We start from the raw sequence: 19,893 nt of genomic DNA on the forward strand, positions 1-19,893 counted from the left end.
GGAGAGGAAGAGTTGTATAAATTATATGCCTATTGGTCTCGGCCAAAGCCTGAAGATCTTGAAGCGTTCGAGCAATATTATCTCTCGACCCATGTTCCGCGCGCTGCCGTGCTGCCGGAACTGGTGGAACTGACGGCGACCGTGGCGGAGGGGTTGCCGGGCATGGAACCAGCAAGCTACCGCATCGCCGTGATGACCTTTGCCGATCGCGCCGCCCTACTGCGCTGCATCGAGTCACCTGAATGGGCCGAAATGCGGCAGTGTTCGGGCGAAATCATTTCCCGCTTCGGGGTCAGTCTGGCTCTCGATCTCGGCACGGAAGTGTTATGCCCGCTGGGATGATCTTTCCAGCAACCGATGTGCAGAAGAGGCTGGCCGCAGGCGGCGGGCCGCTACCCGATAGGGCGGGGACGAAGACCGGCCAGCAAAATCTCCGTCACATGCGCGGAAAATTCCTGCTTGATGCGGTCCGTCACTTTGGCTGCGCCCAACACATGGCGGACAGTGCTGTTGGCGAAGAAGATATGCTCGCAAGCGCCGACAATCGTGAAATAGAGAAACCTTGGGTCTGTCTCCGCGAGGGTGCCCTCGTCAACTCCTTGCGCAATGATGACCCGATAGGCGTTCACCATCGGTGCCATGAAAATATCGATGACCCGTGTCGCTGCATCCGGCGAAGCGTTGTTGAGCAGATGATGAGTGACCCTGTTGAGATAAGGCGAGCGATGATAGGTGTTTATCACGCCACTTATGTGAATCCTGAGTTTTTCATCCGCAGGCAATGCGGTCGTCAACAGATGGTCCATCGCGGCCATCGGACGCTCTGCGTCCCGTTCCACAAGCGCAAGCAGCAGACCATCCTTGTTCCCGAAATAATATTTTATCATCGCCGCGTTCACGCCCGATCGCCGCGATATCTCTGCGAACGACACATCAAGATCGCCGCGCTCGGACAGGAGTTCCGCCGTTGCAACGAGCAACGCCTCCGCCGAAGCATTGGTTTTCCTTGCTATAGGCACGCTGTCCGTCCGCATAGTGTTCCTCAGTTACCCCACAGGAGCATTTCCGTTCCCGTCCCCGCTGCCCGGTCCATCATCGCGAGCGCTCGCTCCGTCAAGCGCCTAGCTAAAGCATGCACTCCTGTGGAGCAAGAACTCGCACCCGCATCACCGTGGCACCGCCCCGGCCGCGCACTTACACCGCCTGGGCGGATCGCTCCTGCCGCATTTCGACCCTCGCAGTCTCCGCACTTCCCCTGCGCAACACTTTCGGAAGCAGAAGACAAGATTGTTGCTTAATATAATTAATCAATTAAATATCAACTGTAGAATGAAAGTGCATATGATGGAATTGCTCGTGCCCGGAGCGCCGCGGGCCTCGAAACGACAACCGTTAGCCAGTCCGTTATAATAGCGTAGGATGGTCGCTGCGACGTAACAGGACCATCTGATTCTGGAGGAGCCGAAACGCCCATGGTTATTGCCGCTGTCGCGCGAAAGCCGCACTCGGATTTCAGCATTGAGGATATTCAGCTCGGTCCCCTGCGGCCTGATGAGATTCGGGTGAAAATCCTTGGCGTGGGCGTATGCCATACTGATCTTGTGATTCGGGATCAGTTCATACCCTATCCGCTGCCTGCTGTGATGGGGCACGAGGGCGCGGGGGTGGTGGAAGCCGTGGGCATTGACGTGGTCAATCTCGTACCGGGTGATCATGTCGTTCTCGGTTTCGCGCATTGCGGCACCTGCCCTCGTTGCCATCGGGGACTTCCCAGCTATTGCCTGTCATTCGGGGCGCTCAACTATGTCGGCAAACGACTGGATGATGGCTCGACCGCGTTCAGCAAGGACGGAGAGGAATTGTCCTCCCACTTCTTCGGCCAGTCGTCGTTTGCGAGCACGACGATCGTTGCTGCGCGCAACGCCGTGAAAGTCGATGCGGGCTTGCCGATCGCGCTGCTCGGCCCTTTGGGCTGCGGGTTCCAGACAGGCGCGGGCAGCGTCATGCGCTCGCTTGCCTGTACGCCCGGTTCATCCATTGCCATTTTCGGCGGTGGGCCGGTTGGACTGGCTGCTGTAATGGCCGCCGTCATCCGCGGCTGTTCGACCATCATCCTGGTCGATCCGCTTGCAAGCCGCCGGAATACAGGGCGGGACGTGGGAGCAACCCACGTCATCGATCCCGCTTCCACCGATACGGGGGAGGCTCTGCGTGCCATTGCTGCCGAAGGGCTGGACTATGTGCTGGACACGACCGGCAACGAACAGGTGGTGCAGACGGCGCTCGCGCATCTAGGCAATCATGGGGCGATGGGTCTGGTCGGCATCCCCAAAACCGGGGAAGCCGCGATATCGGTCAACCTCGCTTCCCTGCTCGTATCGGGCCAGCGGATCATGGGGATCATCGAGGGCGACAGCGATCCGCAAACTTTCATTCCTGAGTTGCTGGGTCATTTCAAGGCAGGGCGCTTTCCGTTTGACCGCCTGATCACGACCTTTCCCCTTGCCGAAATCAACGAGGCAATCGCCGCGCAGGCGCGTGGCGATTGCGTCAAAGCCGTGTTAATTCCCTGAACTGGAGCGCTGCCATGAACATCGAGATTCATCTACCCATGCTGATCGATGGCCAGCCTGTGGCGGGTGACGGGAGACTGAGCGTCATCAATCCCGCCACCGAGCAGGTGATCGGTACGGCGCCCGATGCCAGCCCAGACGATCTGGACCGCGCGGTCGCGGCGGCGCGAGCGGCATTTCCAGGCTGGGCGGCCACACCGATCGAGGAGCGTCGCAAAGCGCTCCATGCGATGGCTGACGTGATTGTTGCCCATAAGGATGAGCTCAAGAGCCTGCTCACCAGCGAGCAAGGCAAGCCGCATGCCGACGCGGAGGGCGAGATCATAGGCGGGGCCTATTGGTTGAGGGGGACGGCGACGCTCGATCTTCCCATCACCGTTCAGGAAGATGCGGATGGACGCACCAGCGAAACGCGCCACGTGCCGATCGGCGTCGTAGGTGCTATTGCGCCGTGGAACTTCCCCATTATCCTTGCGATGTTCAAGATCGGCCCAGCTCTTCTTGCTGGCAACACGATGGTGCTGAAGCCCTCGCCGTTCACTCCGCTCACCACTTTGCGCGTCGGCCAGCTGGTGGCGGACATCCTTCCGCCCGGCGTGCTCAATATCGTTACCGGGGGCGACGCGCTCGGCCCTTGGTTGACCAGCCATCCCGGCATCGACAAGGTCAGTTTCACCGGTTCCACCGCGACCGGCAAGCGCGTGATGCAATCCGCTGCCAGCAGCCTCAAGCGCGTAACGCTGGAACTCGGCGGCAATGACGCGGCGATCGTGCTGCCCGATGTTGACGTCGATGCGGTTGCGCAGGACCTGTTCTGGGCGGCGTTTGCGAACAGCGGCCAGATATGTATTGCGACCAAGCGCATGTATGTTCACGAGGACATCTACGACCGCGTGCGCGACGCCATCGTCGCCTATGCGCGCACGGTCAAAGTCGGCGATGGGTCCGAACAGGGCACCCAGCTCGGCCCGCTCAACAACCGGCAACAATATGAACGCGTTCTCGCCTTGATCGAGGATGCCAAGGCACAGGGCCATGTCTTCTTGATGGGCGGCGACGTGCCGGAAACACCCGGTTATTTCGTGCCTATCACGATCCTCGACAATCCTCCCGAAGATAGCCGCATCGTTCAGGAAGAGCAGTTTGGGCCAATTCTCCCCCTTCTTCGCTTCCGGGATATTGACGATGCAGTGCGCCGCGCCAACGCCAGCGAATATGGGCTGGGCGGATCGGTCTGGGCGAGCGACGAAGACAAGGCCAGCGAAATCGCGCGCCAGATCGCCAGTGGAACGGTTTGGATCAACGAGACCCGTCATCTCTCGCCGACCACGGCGTTCGGTGGGATGAAACAATCGGGTCTCGGTGTGGAAGGCGGCGTGGAAGGGCTGCTGGATTACACCAATACCCAAACGCTTTTCCGCCGGGGCAAGCAGGTCAGCACCGCATGACAACGACAGTGTCACGATCAGACGGCAACGCGGCGCATTGGCTGCCGACCGGTGCGGAAGCGCTCCCGCTTCTCGATGCTAAGCAGATCGGCCACCTGCGCCACATCGGCAATCTGGCGCGGCAGCTCGATGGCGACTGGTCGCGCATGGGGTGGATCGAGGCGGGGCAGGAATATATCAACGCCTATCGCTATCAATTGGCGTGGATGGCATACGCGCTGGGTATCGCGCATTTTCATCGGTTGCCCGGTGCACCCGGTGCGTTCAAGCAATCCTATGCCCATCTGATGCGCAAGATGCTGCGCTATGATGTGTGGAACTACTGGGAACATACCAGCAAGTCCGGCCCGTTTTTCGATGCCGACCTGACTGAGCTTCGGGAGGGCTGGCGCGACCCGGTCGTCAAGGAAAACATCATGTACAGCGGCCATGTCCATGCGATGGCGGGACTATTCGGTGTGCTGTTCGACGATGATCGCTACGAGCGTGAGGGCGGGCTGACGTTCGAGTTCAAGCCGGTCTTCTCATCCGGCGCGGAGAGCTTTGTCTACGATCTGACGTCACTCAATGAAGTGATTTACTGGCAGATGGTCGAAAGCGGATTTCTGGGCATCGCGTGCGAACCCAATATGGTGTTCATCAGCTGCAACCAGTTTCCGATGCTGGGCTTCCGCTTTCACGATGTGCGCAAGGGCACGGAGTTCGCCGATGAAGTCACGCGCGCCTACCATGCCGCATGGGAGCGCAAGGGCTGGGTCACTAACGATGACTTTTTCGCTTATTATTATGTGAAGCAGGACTACACCGTCGGCGCTGAGAACAGTTACAGTGCGACGATCCTGAACAGCTGGAACCCCGAATTCGTGCGCGATCTCTACCCGCGCCAGTTGGAGAAGGGCTTCATCGAACCGGAGCCGGGCATGCTGCTCCCCCGCCCACGGCTGATTACCGGCGAATATGTCGAGAAGTTCGAGCGACCGGACTCCGGTGTCGGCCTTGCAGCCCTGTGGTTTTCGGAAATGGGCGATGCGGAACGGCTGGAAAAGATCCTGTGCTACGCCGACACTTATCTCAATCCAACATGGGAAAAGGGCGGCCTCTATTATCCGCGCCGGGACGAGTTCTACGACGCGGACGGACGGTTCGTCTATGTCGATCCTTGGGTCGGCAACGCGCTGATTGCCTTCAGCCGCATGAACGTCCCCGATGGGCTGCACAAGCTGTATAGCCAGCCGTGGGACAAAGCCCATTTCGCCGAGCCGAACCTGGCCGATGTCTCTCCGTTTATTGACGTGCTGCGGGCGGGCTATCTCTCTGATGCAAGCGCGCTGGTTGTCACGGTTCAGGCCGACGCCAGCGCAAAGGGGCGAACGGCGCAGCTGGCCTTCGCGAACAGCGCGCAAGGATCGGGCCAATGGGTGCTGGAGCGCGACGGGGCGCGGCTGCTCGCCGGAGATGGTGCGAGCGTCAATGTTCACGATGGCTCCGTAACCGGATCGATAGAGGACGGCCTGCTTGTCCTTGACCTGCCAGTATCGGGGGCGACGGATCTGGTCCTGTGGGTCAACCAGTAACGGAATGTCCGGAGACGCTGAGGCGCACCACACGTTATGACCAAGTGCCCCCGCAGGGCGGTTTTGAACCAACTGGAGTGAATATGGCGACTAACCGCGTGAAAATCGGTGGCGCGTTTGAACTCATCGATCATCATGGGCAGCATGTCACCGACCGCACCTATCGCGGACGGCATATGATGATTTTCTTCGGGTTCACCCATTGCCGTAAGGTGTGCCCGGAAACTCTGGGAAAAATGTCGGACGTACTCGACCGGATCGGTAGTCGCGCGGAGGCCTTCGCGCCACTGTATATCACCGTCGATCCTGAACGAGACGATCCGCCGCGTATGAAGGAATTCCTGGAGACGAATTTTCCACGCTTCACAGGGCTGACCGGCAGCAAGGAGCAGATCGAAGCGGTCAGGAGCGCGTACAAGGTGTTCGCCCAGCGCGCGGCGGACGAGGACGATCCGGAAGGCTACGCGGTGCCGCACAGCGCACTGGTCTACATCACGGATCGGTCTGGGCAGTATCTCACCCACTTCAACGACGGAGCGCCGACGGAGAAAGTCGTCAGGGCACTGCAGGCGGTTTGGGAGAGCTAAGCGCCAAAAGAGTGATAAAAATACATCGGTTTGAAAATTAGCTAGTTGATTAATTGTAAACTTGATGGCACGTTGATAGAATGATTAGGGAAGGCTGACGCGCTGGCCTCATGGGGCTGAGCGTCGAACAGGGAAATGGGTGAAGCGCACCTAAGCCGCGCAGGCATCACGTCAGAAAAATCAGGGAGACCATCATGGTACGTAACCGACTTATGCAGAGTGTTTCCGCCGCCATTCTCGCAGCGGTAATCCCGTTCGGCGGGCCTGCTTTCGCGCAGACGCCAGCCTCCACTGGCACTGTCGCTGACGATGCTTCGGGCGAGGGCTTCGAGATAATAGTGACCGCCCAGAAGCGTTCGGAACGTCTGAGCGATGTGCCGATGTCGATTGCGTCGCTTGCCAGCGAAGACCTCGTCAAGCGCGGCGTGGAGAGCGTTGACGATCTTCCCCGGCTGGTTCCGGGCTTTACCTATCAGATCAACAATATCGGCCTGCCGGTATACGGCATCCGCGGCATCAGCTTCCTTGACCAGTCCTCGCTCGCCAATCCGGCGGTCAGTGTCTATGTCGACCAGATACCGCTGGCCTTCTCGACACTTACGCGCGGCGCGGCGCTCGATCTGGAACGTGTCGAGGTACTCAAGGGGCCGCAGGGAACCCTGTTCGGACAGAATTCGACGGGTGGTGCGGTCAACTACATTGCAGCCAAGCCGACCGAGCAGTTTTCGGCGGGCGGCAGCGTAACCTATGGCCGCTTCAACCAGCTGGGAGTTGATGGCTTTGTGAGTGCGCCCTTGTCTTCGACCTTGGGTATTCGCGTCGCGGCCAAGGCTGACATGCGGGGCAACTGGCAAAAGAGCACAAAGCGCAACGAGGAGAACGGCAAGCGCGATTTCCTTGTGGGCCGTGTCCTGCTGGATTGGAAGCCAAGCGCTGATGTTAACTTCACCCTCAATGTCAACGGCTGGCGCGACAAGTCCGACACACAATCGTCGCAGTTCATACGCTTCGCGCCGTTTACAACCTTCTTCCCCTATCAGCCGCCGGTCGATGCGCTGAGCGTGTATGGCCCTGTTCCGAAAAACGCGCGGGAAACCGATTTCGATCCCGGCGTCAATCTCGCACGCGACGATGATTTCTGGCAGGTCGCCTTGTCCGGCACGGTGAATGTCACGCCCGACATCACACTTACGTCGCTGACCTCCTATCTCGAATTCAAGCAGAATTCGCCCTATGATGGCGATGCCACCGACTACCGCGACATTTTTGCGCGCGTTGTTTCCAATATCAAGACGTTCAACCAGGAGCTGCGCCTTTCCGGCAAGACCGGGCCTTTGCAGTGGATGATCGGCGGCAGCCTAGATCATCAGTCGCTCTATGAAGACCAGCGGATCGATTTCGGCGGCACCAACGCGTTTCTTTTCGGCGTCGTGCTCACCCAGCTGTCTGATCTGAACACGCAGAAGGTCGACACCAGCGCTGTCTTCGGTAGTCTTGATCTCGATGTCGGCTCTGGCGTGACGTTGCAGGGGTCGGCGCGCTACACTTCGCAGGACCGTGACTATAACGGTTGTACGCGCGACGGCGGCGACGGCTCGTCTACGGCGTTCTCATCGACGCTCACATTCATTCTTACGGGCGCACCGCCCATTGCTCCGGCGGCTTGTACCTCGCTGGACATCAACACCTTCCAGCCCGTCAACGGTATTCCCCAGTCGCTGGATGAGAACAATTTCTCCTGGCGTCTGGGTGCGAACTGGAAGATCACGCCGGACGCGATGGTCTATGGCAACGTGACCAAGGGGTTCAAGTCGGGCAGCTTCTCCAACCTGCCGATCACCTTCTCCAATCAGGCGACCCGCGTGGATCAGGAATCGGTGCTCGCCTATGAAGCAGGTTTCAAGGCGGCGTTGCTCGACAAGACGATCCAAATAAGTGGTGCGGGATTCTATTATGATTTCCGTAACAAACAGGCAATTGGCACTGTCTCCACATTTCTTGGCCCCTTCAATGCGCTGATCAACCTGCCGAAAGCCAGCGTGAAAGGCGCCGAGTTGAACATCGATTGGCGGCCGGTGCGCAATCTGAAGCTCAATGCCGCCGGGACCTATCTCAAGACGCAAGTCGAGAACAGTCTTCTGACGCAGGACACGCTGGGTAACCCGATCGACGTGAAGGGCGAAGCTCTGCCTAACACGCCCAAGTGGCAGCTCACTGGTGACGCCGAATACAGCTTCCCGCTTGGTAGCAGCCTCGATGCCTATGTTGGCGGCTCGGTCAGCTACCGCTCGTCGGCCTTCGCCAACTTCGGGGAGCAGCCGGATCTGCTGATTGACAAATATGCGCTGGTTGGCTTGCGGGCCGGTCTGACAGACGCCGACAACCGCTGGCGCGTGCAGATCTGGGGACAGAATATCACCAACAAATATTACAGCACCAACATTGGCCGTCAGGTCGACACGCTGACCCGCTTTGCCGGTATGCCTGCGACTTACGGTGTTACGCTGGGCTTTACGTACTGACCGCAGGAGACAGCGGTGCCTTGTCGGTTGTCGCGCGCCAAGCGCCAGCAGGCAAGGGACCGTTCCTTCGGGTTCGCATGATGGTTGTCCGGAGGCTGCACCCGCCGGATGACCATCCCGAATATGATAAAGTTGCCTTGCCGCAGACCGGACCAGAGGGGATACGGAACGAGGCCGGAATATTCTTGTTATGCTGAGTGATCCTTTGCCCCAGCCTGTTTCCGCCGCGCTTGCGGGCGTGCGTGTGCTGGATATCGTGTCGGGCGGGATGGCGCTCACGGGGCGCGTTCTGGCGGACTTTGGTGCGCTGGTAACGCGGGTTGATTTCCAGAACGGCGGGCAAGGCCGCTCTGATCCAGATCGGGCCATCACGCGCACAGACATCGAACAGCTCGCCCTGGGCCGTGGCAAGCTCGCCCTGGCGATCGATCGTGCTGTCCCCGCCGATCGTGACCGGCTTCTCAATGCGATCCGGGATTGCGACATCCTGATCGACGACGGCGGCCTCGCCGCGCTCGAAGATGCCCGCTTTGCGAACGCCGCCTTGCGGGCGGCCAATCCGGCGCTGATCATCCTCAATCTTTCCGACTTTGGTGAAGCCAGCCCCCTGGCCTGCTGGCGCGCAACCAATCCGGTTCTCCACGCATTGTCGGGTGGATTGTCGCGGTCCGGAAGGCCCGGCCACCCCCCTGTCATGCCACCCGAAGCCATTGCGAAAGCATGCGCGGCGGTCCATGCCGCCTTTGTCGCTTTACTGGCCTTCACCGAGCGGCTGGAGAGCGGGCGAGGGGATCTGATCGACTTTTCGATTCTCGATGGCGTGGTGCAGGCGCTGGACCCCGGCTTTGGCGTGAACGGCAGCGCCGCGGCCGGAGTCCGCGCGAGCGAATTGCCGCGCGGCCGCCCGGACGTACACCATCAATATCCCATCATTCCCTGCGCCGATGGTTATGTCCGGCTGTGTGTCCTCTCCCCACGCCAATGGCAGGCGATGTTCAAGTGGATGGGCGAACCCGCCGAGTTTGCCGATCCTGCCTACGAACAGCTTCGGACGCGCTTCAATTCCACAACGCTGGTTCCCGCCATCGCCCGCTTCTTTGCCGACAAGACACGGGCGGAACTGGAGCAACAGGGACAAGCGATCGGCGTACCCACGGCGGCTTTGCAAAGCGCTGACGAGGCAATCGACAGCGACCAGAACCGCTCGCGTCAGCTCTATGAAGCGCATAGGCTGCGCGGTGTCGACATTCGCCTGCCCCGCGCCCCGGTCGAAGTCGACGGAACACGATTGCCCCTAACGACACCCGATCGGGACGCGCAGCGTGCGCGAGCAGCGCTGCTAAGGAACGATACGGGCGTGCCGCGTGCCCAGTCTGCCGGGCCGCTACAGGGGCTGCGCGTGATTGACATGGGCGTCATCGTGGTGGGCGCGGAAACCGGCAGGCTGCTTGCGGATGCGGGCGCGGATGTGATCAAGATCGAGAATCCCGCCTTTCCCGATGGGGTGCGGCAGACGCAGGACGGCAGCGTCATGTCGCCTTCCTTCGCGGCGGGCGGCCGGAACAAGCGCAGCCTTTCGCTCAACCTGCGCGATCCAGAGGGGAAGGCGCTGTTCCTTGATCTTGTCGCGCAGGCGGATGTCCTCCTGTCGAATTTCAAGCCCGGCACGCTGGATGCGCTTGGTTTTGACGACGAGACTTTGCGAGCGATCAATCCCGGTCTGGTGTCGATCCAGAGCTCTGCTTTCGGGTCAACCGGTCCCCGTAGCCGGCAGCTTGGTTATGGACCGTTGGTGCGCGCGGCCACCGGGCTATCGGCGCTGTGGTGTTCGCTTGATGATCCCGGTTCCTTTTCCGACGCGATGACGGTCTATCCCGATCATGTGGCCGGACGGCTGGGCGCGCTTTCCGCACTCGCGCTTCTTGTCCAGCGCAAAGCAACCGGAGCGGGAGGCAAGGCGACGATCGCGCAGGCAGAAATCATTCTCGACCATCTCGGCGTCGACATGGCCGTGGCCTCGCTGCGCGCACAAGGGCAGCAGATTGACGATGACCCCGATGCGCCATGGGGCGTCTATCCGTGCGGCGGTGATGACGACTGGTGCGTTGTAACCATCGAGAACGACGCGCAATGGACCGCACTTGCCCGCCTGATAGGTTTCGAGGGTCACGACACGGCAAACCGCTCTGATCGCGCGCGGCACCGCCCGGCCATCGAGCATGCGCTCACCAGCTGGCTCGCCGAGCGGTCATCGTATGAGGCCATGGAGCGGCTCCAGGCGAGCGGCGTTCCGGCGGGCGCGATGCTGCGGGTGGCAGACATGCCCGGCTTTCCGCATTTCGTATCGCGTGGCTTCTTTCGCGAGATCGCGCATCCCGCCATCCCGGCGCCTTTTCTGGTCGAGGCCCGGCCGGTGCGCGCCCAAAACATGCCAGATCCCGATCAGGCGCCCGCACCGTTGATTGGGCAGGACAGCGACGCTGTGCTCAGCGACTGGCTGGGATTGTCCCCCTCGCAGATGCAGGATCTCATGGCACGCAACATTATCGGCACCATCCGGTGACGCTTGGCGCCCTCTCCTTCCCTTGCAGGACACCTCCCCATGCACTTTGACGATATAGCCAACGGCGTTCTCCAGTCGGCGCGGGACGACCATGTCCTCGTGCTGCGCATCCACCGGCCCGAAGCGCGCAATGCGATCAATGTTGAAGTGGCCATGGCATTGGGCGATGCTCTGGATGCAGCGGATCGTGATCCGGATATCCGTGCCATCATCATCACGGGCGCGGGCGACAAGGCCTTTTGTGCCGGAGCCGACCTCAAGTCCGTTGCCGCTCGGCAACCAGTTATTCCGCAGGACGAGCGGCGCAAAGCATGGGGATTCGCGGGTGTCGTAAACCATCCCATAAGCAAACCACTGATCGCCGCCGTGAACGGCTTCGCTATGGGTGGCGGTACGGAAATCGTGCTGGCATGTGATCTGGCGGTCGCGTCGGACACCGCAACATTCGGGCTGCCTGAGGTGAAGCGTGGCCTTCTGGCCGCTGCGGGTGGGGCGTTCCGGCTTGTCCAGCAGGTGCCGCACAAGATCGCCATGGAAATCCTCCTGACCGGCGATCCCGTCAGTGCCGATCAGGCGTTGAATTTCGGTCTGGTCAACGCTGTCGTTTCGGCGGATGCACTGATGGACCGCGCTATGGACCTCGCCCGCAGGATTGCCGTCAACGCCCCCTTGTCCGTACAGGCGAGCAAGCGCGTCGCCCGTCGATTGAGCGACGGCAGATTCGAGGCCGACGAAGCGGACTGGCACCGCAACGAAGCAGAGACAGAAGCAGTATTTTCCTCTGAAGACGCCATGGAAGGGGCGCAGGCGTTTGCCGAAAAGCGTCCGCCCGTCTGGCGCGCGCGATGAGAGCGGCAGGCACAACACCGGTCATCATAGGTGTAGGCCAGTCGGTCGACCGGATCGACGCGCCCGATTACCAAGCATGGTCGGCGGCTGATCTGGCGGCGGTGGCGGCCCGCGCTGCCATTTCCGATGCGATGGCCCGCCGCGATCTTGCCCCGTATATCGATGCCATCGTAACCACCCGTACATTCGAGGACAGTGGGCTAGAGCAACCGATATTCGGCGCCTCAGACAATTTTCCGCGCTCCATTGCGGCGCGACTGGGCATAAAGCCGCGATCCGCATTCTGGGGCGAGGGTGGTGGCCAGTCACCTCAGGATCTTGTCAGCGAATTCTGCGAGCGGGTGGCCGCTGGGGAGTTCGATCTTGTTCTGCTGTGCGGTGCGGAAGCCATTTCTACGATACGCCACGCGGCGCGAGAGGGGCGTACACTCGATTTCTCGGAAAGCCCGGGTGGAGAGGTCGAGGATCGCGGTGCGAACCTACGCGCGTTTCAGGATCCGCTGGCCGAACGGCATGGGGTGGTCGACGCGCCGATTGGCTATGCTCTGGCGGAAAATGCGCGCCGCGCCGCATTGGGCATGACTCAGGCGGACTATGCCGAGCACATGGGGCGCCTCTTTGCGCCCCTCGCAGCCGTCGCGCGCACAAATTCAGCGGCGGCGTGGGATGTGCCGAACTATTCTGCCAGCGACCTTATCACGGTTAGCCCCGGCAATCGCTGGATTGCCGATCCCTATCCCCTGAGACTGGTCGCGCGGGATCAGGTCAATATGGGTGCGGCGGTGGTGATCGCATCGCAGCGGGTTGCCGATGATCTGGGGGTCGCGCCCGATCGGCGCGTCTATCTTCATGGTTATGCCAGAGCGACCGAAAAACCCTTGCTCTCGCGCCCCGATCTTAGCGCTTCTCCAGCTGCTCGCGCCGCGGCCCGCGCGGCGCTTAAGCGGGCGGGGCTGGTCCCCGATGCTGTGGCGACATTCGATTTCTATAGCTGCTTTCCCATTGCCGTGTCCAACGTCGCCATCGATGAGTTTGGATTGTCGGAAGATGACCCCCGCAAACTTTCCGTTGTCGGGGGGCTGCCGTACTTCGGAGGGCCGGGAAACAACTATTCCATGCATGCCATTGCGGCGCTTGTTCCCGTGTTGCGGGAAGCACCGGGTAAGGCGGGTTTTGTCGGAGCAAACGGCGGGTTTCTCTCCAAATACAGCGCCGGGGTTTACTCGACCATTCCCCGGCCTTGGCGAAACTGGAGCAGCACGTCGCTTCAGGCGGAGCTGGATGCTGTGCCCGCACAGCCGCTGCTCGATGGGTATGACGGCCCCGGAACCGTGGAAACGGCCAGCGTCCTGCACGTGAGGGGCGCGCCTGAAATGGCTGTCGTCATCGGGCGCACGCCAGGGGGCTTACGGTTCATTGCCCGGTCAAAACCTGGCGATGCCGCGACTATCGCTATGACCCACGAAAATGATGTGCTCGGCTGGCCTGTGACGGTCGCGCGTTCCGAGGAAGGCCTAAACCTGTTCGTATTCGGCGATGGCTAGGAATACCGCGACTGCGCTACGCTTGTGTGTCCTGATCTAAGGCCCGCCGCCGATAATCGCCGGGCGATATATCGAACCGGGACCGAAACGATCGCGCGAAATGCGCGGCATCCTTATAGCCCCACGCATAGGCGATCTGAGCGACCGGTATGGCTGCGTTGGCGGGGTCGGACAGCGCCTGCGCACAGCGGTCGAGGCGAAGGGACCAAATGAGCCGACCGGGCGTGCTATCCATCTCTCTCATCAGCATATGGACATAGCGCGCAGACATGCGCATCGCGCCAGCGATCTGCTCGACATTGAGGTCAGGGTCCGAGAGGTTCGTTTCCACATAGCGGATGATCCGGCGGCGAAGAACATCGGCTGATACGGCGCTGTCCAGGCGGGTCGACAGGGTGTTTTCCCGTAGTGCGGCGCATAACAGATCGATCAGCGTGTCGCGTACCGTAGTTCCCACCGAACCGGCATGCCCAATAATGCCGAAGCTGCTGGTGACGAAATCGCTGCACAGACGCCCAATCGGGGTCTGCGCACGAACAGGCCTTGCGGTGAAACGTTCGGCATGCGCCAGCCTGTCGCTCAGCAGTCGCTGGGGGATGCGTACGATGCGCTGGTGCATGGAGCCCGCAAAGCGCAGATCATAGGGCCGGGTCGAATCGTACAGCGCCAGATCACCGGGCTGAAGCGCGGCCTCGCGCCCGTCCTGCACCACCACACCCGTGCCGTTCACATGCTGGCTCAGGATGAAATAGGCATCGGCGGAGCGGCGAACATGCTCGCGCGTGTGAGACACATGATGCGGCGTCACGCGCATCTCCACCAGCCGCAGGTCACTTATGCCGTCGCTCACAAACTCCCAGTCGAACGAGCGACTTTCCGCAGCGTTACACGTTAGCGGAACGAACAGGTCGCAGACAACATCCTGCCAGTAGGCAAGCGGGTTTCCCTTAATATCGCTGGATCGCATGCGTACGGCTGTCATCGCCCACCTTTCCAACATCCGAACATCACCCAGTTTCGGTCTCAGTCAAGGTTTTCTTCGCCCTGTGCCAGCAGCGGACACGCAATCTTCGGTTATTGTCGTTCGGTAAGCGTCTGTCATCGCAGGGAACATACTATAGTGCCGAAAGCCAAACCGTTTTTAGCCGCCGCAGTTCAGGCCGCACCTGTCTATCTCGATCTGGCGGGAACCGTTGCCAAGACGATCGACCTCATCCGCCAGGCCAAGGCGCGCGACGTCGAACTGCTCGCCTTCCCCGAAACCTGGTTGCCCGGCTACTGCTTCTGGCCGTGGCTGGGACACCCGGCCTGGGGGATGCAATTCGTTCAGGCCTACCATGAAAACAGCATCGCGACCGAAAGCCCGGAAATGGAAGCGATCCGTTCTGCGGTGGCGGACGCGGGAATCCATGTCGTGCTCGGCACCAGCGAGCGAGATCATGGTACACTGTATATCGGGCAATCTATCATCGCGCCGGACGGCAGCGTCATCGCCCACCGGCGCAAGCTCAAGCCCACGCATGTGGAGCGCACCGTTTTCGGCGAGGGAGACGGAAGCGATCTCGCAGTGCACGATACATCGCTGGGCCGACTTGGGGCGCTATGCTGCTGGGAACATCTTCAGCCCCTCGTCAAATATGCGATGTATGCCCAGCATGAGCAGATCCATGTGGCTTCCTGGCCCAGTTTCGCGCTCTATGAAGGTGGTGCCTATGCTTTGGGCGCGGAGCTGAACACGGCGGTCAGTCAGGTTTATGCCGCCGAGGGTGGGTGTTTCGTGGTCGCGGCGACAGCGGTGGTGACGCCGGAGATGCAGGCGATTCTGTGCGACACGGACGAGCGCCGTATGTTCCTTCCCGTAGGCGGCGGCCGCTCGATGATTTTCGGGCCAGACGGTCGCCCGCTCGCCGATTTTATTCCGCATACCGAGGAAGGCCTCGTCATTGCCGAGATCGACCTTGGGCTGATTTCGCTCGCCAAATCGGCGGCCGATCCGGTCGGTCATTATGCGCGCCGCGACGTGACACGCCTGCTGTTCAACGCCGAGAGCACCCGCTGCGTGGAGCCGTTTACGCCTGGGTATCGGGAATTGGGAGCATCCTCGCCGCCTGACACGCCGCCGACACGGCCGACGACGGAGGGATGAACCCCTAGCTGTGGAGGCTCAACAGGCTGTTCATTGGCTGATTGAGCCGACTGATGGGTGGCATGGATTGTGGCTGCCGTGCGGACGGTGCCAGTTGTAATTATGCAGCCAGGGATCGAGCGCCTGTTTTCGGTGGTCTGAAGTTGGATATGCGCGGGCGTAGGCCCATTCGCGCAGGCTGGTCTGGATGAAGCGCTCGGCCTTGCCGTTGGTTTTGGGCGTGTAGGGCTTGGTACGGATATGCTTGAGGCCGAGCGCTTTGCAGGCATCCCTGAAGGCGAAGCTTTTGTAGCATGATCCGTAGCACATTGGGAGCGGCCTGTTGAAGGGCCGCAATGCCTTGATGGAGACAAGGGCGCGTAGCGCCCGCCAGCTTCATCAAGGCGGCCATGACCGGCCAGCAGGTCTCTAAAGTGAAGTTGTCGACTCAACCCTTTGGAGACTGACCGATCATGACCAAGCTTCATTCTACTCCCACGGATGCCGTTCTGGTAGCCATCGATATGTCCAAGCACCGCCAGGAAGTTCTGCTCGAACGACCGGAAGGCGGCCGCCGTCGCCGCATGACCGTCATGGCGACGAAGGAGGACTATGATCGGCTGGCGGCTGATCTGGCCGCCATCGGAAGGCCCATCATTGTTGGCTTCGAAGCGACTGGCAACTATCACCGCACGCTGGCGCACCGGTTGCTTTCCGCCGGGTTCGAGCTGCGCCTGATTTCGTCAGTCGGCCTGGCCAGGACGCGCGAAGCGCTGCACAATGGCTGGGACAAGAACGATTCCAAAGACGCCCAGGTCATCCTGCACATGCTGCGGATCGGTGCGACCCAGCGCTATGTCGATCCGCTGGCCGCTGGCATCAATGACCTGCAGGAGATGTCGAAGACGCATGAAGCCATTTCCAAGGCGAAAACCCAGACCTGGCACCGGATCCTGACGCACTATCTGCCGCTCTATTTCCCGGAGATCGAGCGTTTCGCCGGCAACAGCCGGTCCGATTGGTTTCTGGCACTGATCGAGCGGTTTCCAACGCCGGGCAGCATCACCGCACTCGGTCGCGAAGCTTTTACCAAACAAGCATGGCCACTGATCGGCCGCAAGGTTTCCAAGGCACGGGTAGTCAACGACATATACGAGACCGCCTGCGCTTCGATAGCGTTGCCGATTGATGAGGATTCCACTGCGGTCACCATGTTCCGCATGGTTATCGCCCAGGCCCGCACCCTTATTCAGCAGCGCAACGAGATCGAACGCATTGCTCATGATGCACTAGCCGCGAACCGTGATTATCAGCTCCTGCGCATGATCCCTGGTATCGGTCCGATCAATGCCCTGACGATCCTGGCTGAGGCTGGCGACCTTCGGCGATTTGCTCACCATCGCCAGTTCCTCAAGTTCTGCGGCCTCGACCTCGCCACCTGCCAGTCAGGGATATTTCGCGGGCGGACCAAGCTTTCGAAGTACGGCAATGCCAGATTGCGACGTACCTTCTGGATGGCCACTCAGGTCGCGATCCGGCAACCCAACAACAGTTTTCGCGACAAGCTCGGGCGCTATGTCGCCGGGCATGCCGACGACCCCGATCGTCGCCGCAAGGCAATGACCGCTCTCACCGCCAAGATGGCGCGTGTCGTACACGCCGTCATCAAGACGGGAACCGAGTACCGCCCGTTCCTCGAACGAGCGGACACCAGATGGAAGGACCCCTCTCTGCTGTGCCGTGAGGGCGCAAGTGCGACCCTGTAGATAATGTTCGGGCCTTCCATCTGGCATGCGCATCTCATCTTAAGGACGGTGAGGACCACGATCGCGATGATCGATGGATCCTGTGTTTGCTATGGCCGAGAGTGCTTTCCTTGACGATGGAAGCCATCTGGATCATAAAATCATCAGCGCCGATCACAATCGGCGTAACGAGACCTGCTGGCCTTTTCCCTCAGCTGCTTCCCAACATAGGACGTTGTCGGTCATGACGCGACAGACGACGATACCGAGGCTGCGGTAGTAGGCGACCGCCGCGTGAAGGAAAGCGACGGCGCTTTCCTTCTTCTCATCGGGGAGTATCTGGCTGAAGGCGATGCGCGAGGCGTCATCGATGCAGACGTGGACGAACTCCCAGCCGATGCCTCTGCTGTTAGACTGTCCGTGCCGGTCACCGGTGATGCGGTGCCCCACGCGCTCGAAGTGCCCGAGCTTCTTGATGTCGATGTGGATCAACTCGCCGGGATGTTCGCGTTCATAGCGGCGCACGGGTTCAAGCGGATCAAGGTCGCGTATGCACGAGAGGCGGTGACGGCGCAGCACCCGGCTGACGGTGGCGGGCGAGGCACCGAGCGCCTTGGCGATTTGCTTGCCGATGATGCGCCGGCGGCGCAAGGCGACGATCTGTTCGACCAGTTCGTCCGGCGTGGCGGTGGGCAAGTGGTGCGGTTGTGAGCTGCGGTCAACCAGCCCTGCGATGCCCTCGACCCGATAACGAGCCAACCACTTGGCGACGGTCCGTTGCGAGACACCCAGGGCAGTCGCGACTGCCCTGGGTGTCTCGCCAAGCGTGATGACGCGCCGAACGATCTCGGCACGACTGCAAGGTGTGGTTCGGGCATTCTGGTGAATGTTCATCCGGTCGTTCCTCCCAAGCTGACGTGTCGCAACATCAGTCCGGCCGGATCAAACCGGATGAACAACCTCCTGAAAGCTCACACCTAGATAGCGCGGCGTTAAATCTGGATCAGAAAAGGGAGCATGATCAGCTTACGGGCGGCAAAATCAGCCGGCGTGTAAAGATAGCCTACATCATAGCCTTCGCATTCGAACCGTGTGCCGAACTCCTTACCTACATCGCCATATCTAAACGTTGATAGTATATTGCCGGCACCTGGATTGGGGATTCTGTCACAGGTCTCTCATTCGCCAATCATCTCAAAAATCGTACCAAACTGTTGTGCGCAGAAATTTTGCATCTGTGGATCCTTTGACGCTGATTCCGTTCGCATCGAGCGGTTCGTGATGTCCGCCCAGTTTATGGTCATGGTGCAGGATGGGTTGGCTGCCTTAAATGGCATGAACGCAGGCGGCATACGCAACCAGTCAATGGCGAAGCTGATCTCGACCAGATCGCGGTTGTTATATCGAACGCCAAGAGGCTTTAACACCTGAGGCCAACGCAAGGCCCTCGCACTGGTTGATGATTCGACATGGAGCAAAAGGAAGTAGGCCGTGTCGTCGGTTGACATCGGCACGAAGATAGCGTCAGTGAAGAAAGCGTCATTGAAGATAGCTGGTGCGCCATCCTTGCTGTTTCCCAGCCAGAACGGAAATAGCGATGCGTCTCTTGACGAGCGGCAATCGCTGCCCTGCGCCACGATCTTGCCATCGAGAGCGAATGTCAACTGGCCTTCCTGGCTTTCTCCACCCTCTGTTTTTCCTGCCTGTCCTGAGGGCTTGCAGGCGATAGTGAGGGCGCCATAGGAGGTCAGGATACCTTGTCGTGGTTCCGCGATGAGGGGATGCCCCTGTATCAGCGAAACAGCCAAAAACAGGGTGCACAGAAGAGTTTTAGTCGACACTATCAACCTCCACGGCCTTGGCGGCGACATCGCAACGGCTCTGGTCTGCCTTGTCCGGCTGGGTAGCCAGAACGCGTGTCGACAGGATAGCACCCTGAATCCAGTCGATCTGAACTGCGCAGCGCAGAGCTGTTCCACCCGCTGGCGGGATGTTAAACTGCAAATCTACAATATCGTCGCTGAGGTAGCTGATCGTTAGATCGACATTGAGCGCGCTATAGTCGACCAGCACGGGTGTCGCCGTCCGGCTGACCCGAATAGCGATCGCCCGCGCTCCGGCTGCTGCCTGATCAAACTTAAGATACACATCGCTGGACTGATCGCTATGGAACAGGGCTGGCTTGCCGTTGCCTGGCAGATCCGCGACGCGATAGGTTTGACCAGGCTCGCAACGCCCCCTGCTCGCGACTGTAACCCCGTTCAGCTTGAATTCCCATAGACGCCGCCCGGCTGGGCAAGACAGAGTCAGGACACCGACCATAGTGCCAATGCCCTGAAGCGGTTGGCGCTGGATTGAATGCG

General features: G+C 60.4%; 14 protein-coding genes and 3 pseudogenes. 11 read left to right on the forward strand and 6 right to left on the reverse strand.

Going from position 1 to position 19,893, the window contains the following annotated elements; translation table 11 throughout:
• Positions 1-12: 12 nt before the first annotated feature.
• On the forward strand, positions 13-342 hold the full coding sequence (locus EQG66_RS06055) for an EthD family reductase (protein ID WP_129403702.1): 330 nt from the start codon (positions 13-15) through the stop codon (positions 340-342).
• Positions 343-392: 50 nt separating this feature from the next.
• Here EQG66_RS06055 and EQG66_RS06060 read toward each other — a convergent pair whose 3' ends face one another.
• Positions 393-1,034, reverse strand: coding sequence for a TetR family transcriptional regulator (locus EQG66_RS06060; protein WP_129403703.1), 642 nt, complete (start codon positions 1,032-1,034; stop codon positions 393-395).
• A gap of 438 nt (positions 1,035-1,472) precedes the next feature.
• On the opposite strand from EQG66_RS06060, the gene EQG66_RS06065 reads away from it, so the two are divergent.
• The 8 genes from EQG66_RS06065 to EQG66_RS06100 all read left to right on the forward strand — a co-directional run bounded on the left by EQG66_RS06065 (position 1,473) and on the right by EQG66_RS06100 (position 13,660).
• Positions 1,473-2,573: an NAD(P)-dependent alcohol dehydrogenase gene (locus tag EQG66_RS06065; RefSeq protein ID WP_129403704.1), complete on the forward strand. Its 1,101-nt coding sequence runs from the start codon at positions 1,473-1,475 to the stop codon at positions 2,571-2,573.
• Between the two features lie 14 nt (positions 2,574-2,587).
• Positions 2,588-4,021 carry an aldehyde dehydrogenase family protein gene (locus EQG66_RS06070; RefSeq protein ID WP_220428641.1) on the forward strand — a complete coding sequence of 478 codons (1,434 nt, stop codon included), beginning with the start codon at positions 2,588-2,590 and terminating at the stop codon, positions 4,019-4,021.
• On the forward strand, positions 4,018-5,595 hold the full coding sequence (locus tag EQG66_RS06075; protein ID WP_129403705.1) for a linalool dehydratase/isomerase domain-containing protein: 1,578 nt from the start codon (positions 4,018-4,020) through the stop codon (positions 5,593-5,595). The genes EQG66_RS06070 and EQG66_RS06075 overlap by 4 nt, the downstream gene beginning before the upstream one ends.
• 83 nt (positions 5,596-5,678) lie before the next feature.
• Positions 5,679-6,182 carry an SCO family protein gene (locus tag EQG66_RS06080; RefSeq protein WP_129403706.1) on the forward strand — a complete coding sequence of 168 codons (504 nt, stop codon included), beginning with the start codon at positions 5,679-5,681 and terminating at the stop codon, positions 6,180-6,182.
• Positions 6,183-6,376: 194 nt separating this feature from the next.
• Positions 6,377-8,704, forward strand: a complete 2,328-nt coding sequence (locus EQG66_RS06085) for a TonB-dependent receptor (protein WP_129403707.1) — start codon at positions 6,377-6,379, stop codon at positions 8,702-8,704.
• A gap of 190 nt (positions 8,705-8,894) precedes the next feature.
• On the forward strand, positions 8,895-11,267 hold the full coding sequence (locus EQG66_RS06090; RefSeq protein ID WP_129403708.1) for a CaiB/BaiF CoA-transferase family protein: 2,373 nt from the start codon (positions 8,895-8,897) through the stop codon (positions 11,265-11,267).
• 39 nt (positions 11,268-11,306) lie between these two features.
• Positions 11,307-12,116: a crotonase/enoyl-CoA hydratase family protein gene (locus EQG66_RS06095; protein WP_129403709.1), complete on the forward strand. Its 810-nt coding sequence runs from the start codon at positions 11,307-11,309 to the stop codon at positions 12,114-12,116.
• Complete coding sequence (locus EQG66_RS06100; protein ID WP_129403710.1) at positions 12,113-13,660, forward strand: acetyl-CoA acetyltransferase; 1,548 nt, start codon at positions 12,113-12,115, stop codon at positions 13,658-13,660. Before EQG66_RS06095 ends, EQG66_RS06100 begins: the two co-directional genes overlap by 4 nt.
• Positions 13,661-13,676: 16 nt before the next feature.
• On the opposite strand, the gene EQG66_RS06105 is transcribed toward EQG66_RS06100, so the two are convergent.
• The gene (locus EQG66_RS06105) at positions 13,677-14,642 is read right to left on the reverse strand and encodes an AraC-like ligand-binding domain-containing protein (RefSeq protein WP_164975604.1); all 966 of its coding nucleotides are present in this window, start codon (positions 14,640-14,642) and stop codon (positions 13,677-13,679) included.
• Positions 14,643-14,780: 138 nt separating this feature from the next.
• Here EQG66_RS06105 and EQG66_RS06110 point away from each other — a divergent pair, with 138 nt between their 5' ends.
• On the forward strand, positions 14,781-15,806 hold the full coding sequence (locus EQG66_RS06110; RefSeq protein ID WP_129403712.1) for a carbon-nitrogen hydrolase family protein: 1,026 nt from the start codon (positions 14,781-14,783) through the stop codon (positions 15,804-15,806).
• Between the two features lie 4 nt (positions 15,807-15,810).
• On the opposite strand, the pseudogene EQG66_RS06115 reads toward EQG66_RS06110, so the two are convergent.
• A pseudogene (locus tag EQG66_RS06115) lies at positions 15,811-16,106 on the reverse strand (integrase core domain-containing protein); the annotation flags it as partial.
• A gap of 152 nt (positions 16,107-16,258) precedes the next feature.
• Between EQG66_RS06115 and EQG66_RS06120 the strand changes: the two are divergent.
• Positions 16,259-17,555 (forward strand): annotated as a pseudogene (locus EQG66_RS06120) (IS110 family RNA-guided transposase).
• 191 nt (positions 17,556-17,746) lie between these two features.
• Here the strand turns inward: EQG66_RS06120 and EQG66_RS06125 are convergent.
• The 3 genes and pseudogenes from EQG66_RS06125 to EQG66_RS06135 all read right to left on the reverse strand — a co-directional run.
• Positions 17,747-18,424, reverse strand: a pseudogene (locus EQG66_RS06125) (leucine zipper domain-containing protein); the annotation flags it as partial.
• Between the two features lie 284 nt (positions 18,425-18,708).
• Complete coding sequence (locus EQG66_RS06130; protein ID WP_129403714.1) at positions 18,709-19,371, reverse strand: hypothetical protein; 663 nt, start codon at positions 19,369-19,371, stop codon at positions 18,709-18,711.
• Positions 19,361-19,852: a hypothetical protein gene (locus EQG66_RS06135; RefSeq protein ID WP_129403715.1), complete on the reverse strand. Its 492-nt coding sequence runs from the start codon at positions 19,850-19,852 to the stop codon at positions 19,361-19,363. Before EQG66_RS06135 ends, EQG66_RS06130 begins: the two co-directional genes overlap by 11 nt.
• Positions 19,853-19,893: the final 41 nt, after the last annotated feature.

The sequence above is a fragment of the Sphingobium fluviale genome (genome assembly GCF_004122115.1).
GTDB classification, from domain to species: domain Bacteria; phylum Pseudomonadota; class Alphaproteobacteria; order Sphingomonadales; family Sphingomonadaceae; genus Sphingobium; species Sphingobium fluviale.

Bases quoted from the DNA above. Each gene is read 5' to 3' on its own strand.
- EQG66_RS06135 (WP_129403715.1), bottom strand. From the start codon at position 19,852: ATGGTCGGTGTCCTGACTCTGTCTTGCCCAGCCGGGCGGCGTCTATGG.
- EQG66_RS06100 (WP_129403710.1), top strand. From the start codon at position 12,113: ATGAGAGCGGCAGGCACAACACCGGTCATCATAGGTGTAGGCCAGTCG.
- EQG66_RS06060 (WP_129403703.1), bottom strand. From the start codon at position 1,034: ATGCGGACGGACAGCGTGCCTATAGCAAGGAAAACCAATGCTTCGGCG.
- EQG66_RS06075 (WP_129403705.1), top strand. From the start codon at position 4,018: ATGACAACGACAGTGTCACGATCAGACGGCAACGCGGCGCATTGGCTG.
- EQG66_RS06080 (WP_129403706.1), top strand. From the start codon at position 5,679: ATGGCGACTAACCGCGTGAAAATCGGTGGCGCGTTTGAACTCATCGAT.
- EQG66_RS06085 (WP_129403707.1), top strand. From the start codon at position 6,377: ATGGTACGTAACCGACTTATGCAGAGTGTTTCCGCCGCCATTCTCGCA.
- EQG66_RS06095 (WP_129403709.1), top strand. From the start codon at position 11,307: ATGCACTTTGACGATATAGCCAACGGCGTTCTCCAGTCGGCGCGGGAC.
- EQG66_RS06065 (WP_129403704.1), top strand. From the start codon at position 1,473: ATGGTTATTGCCGCTGTCGCGCGAAAGCCGCACTCGGATTTCAGCATT.
- EQG66_RS06090 (WP_129403708.1), top strand. From the start codon at position 8,895: ATGCTGAGTGATCCTTTGCCCCAGCCTGTTTCCGCCGCGCTTGCGGGC.
- EQG66_RS06070 (WP_220428641.1), top strand. From the start codon at position 2,588: ATGAACATCGAGATTCATCTACCCATGCTGATCGATGGCCAGCCTGTG.
- EQG66_RS06105 (WP_164975604.1), bottom strand. From the start codon at position 14,642: ATGACAGCCGTACGCATGCGATCCAGCGATATTAAGGGAAACCCGCTT.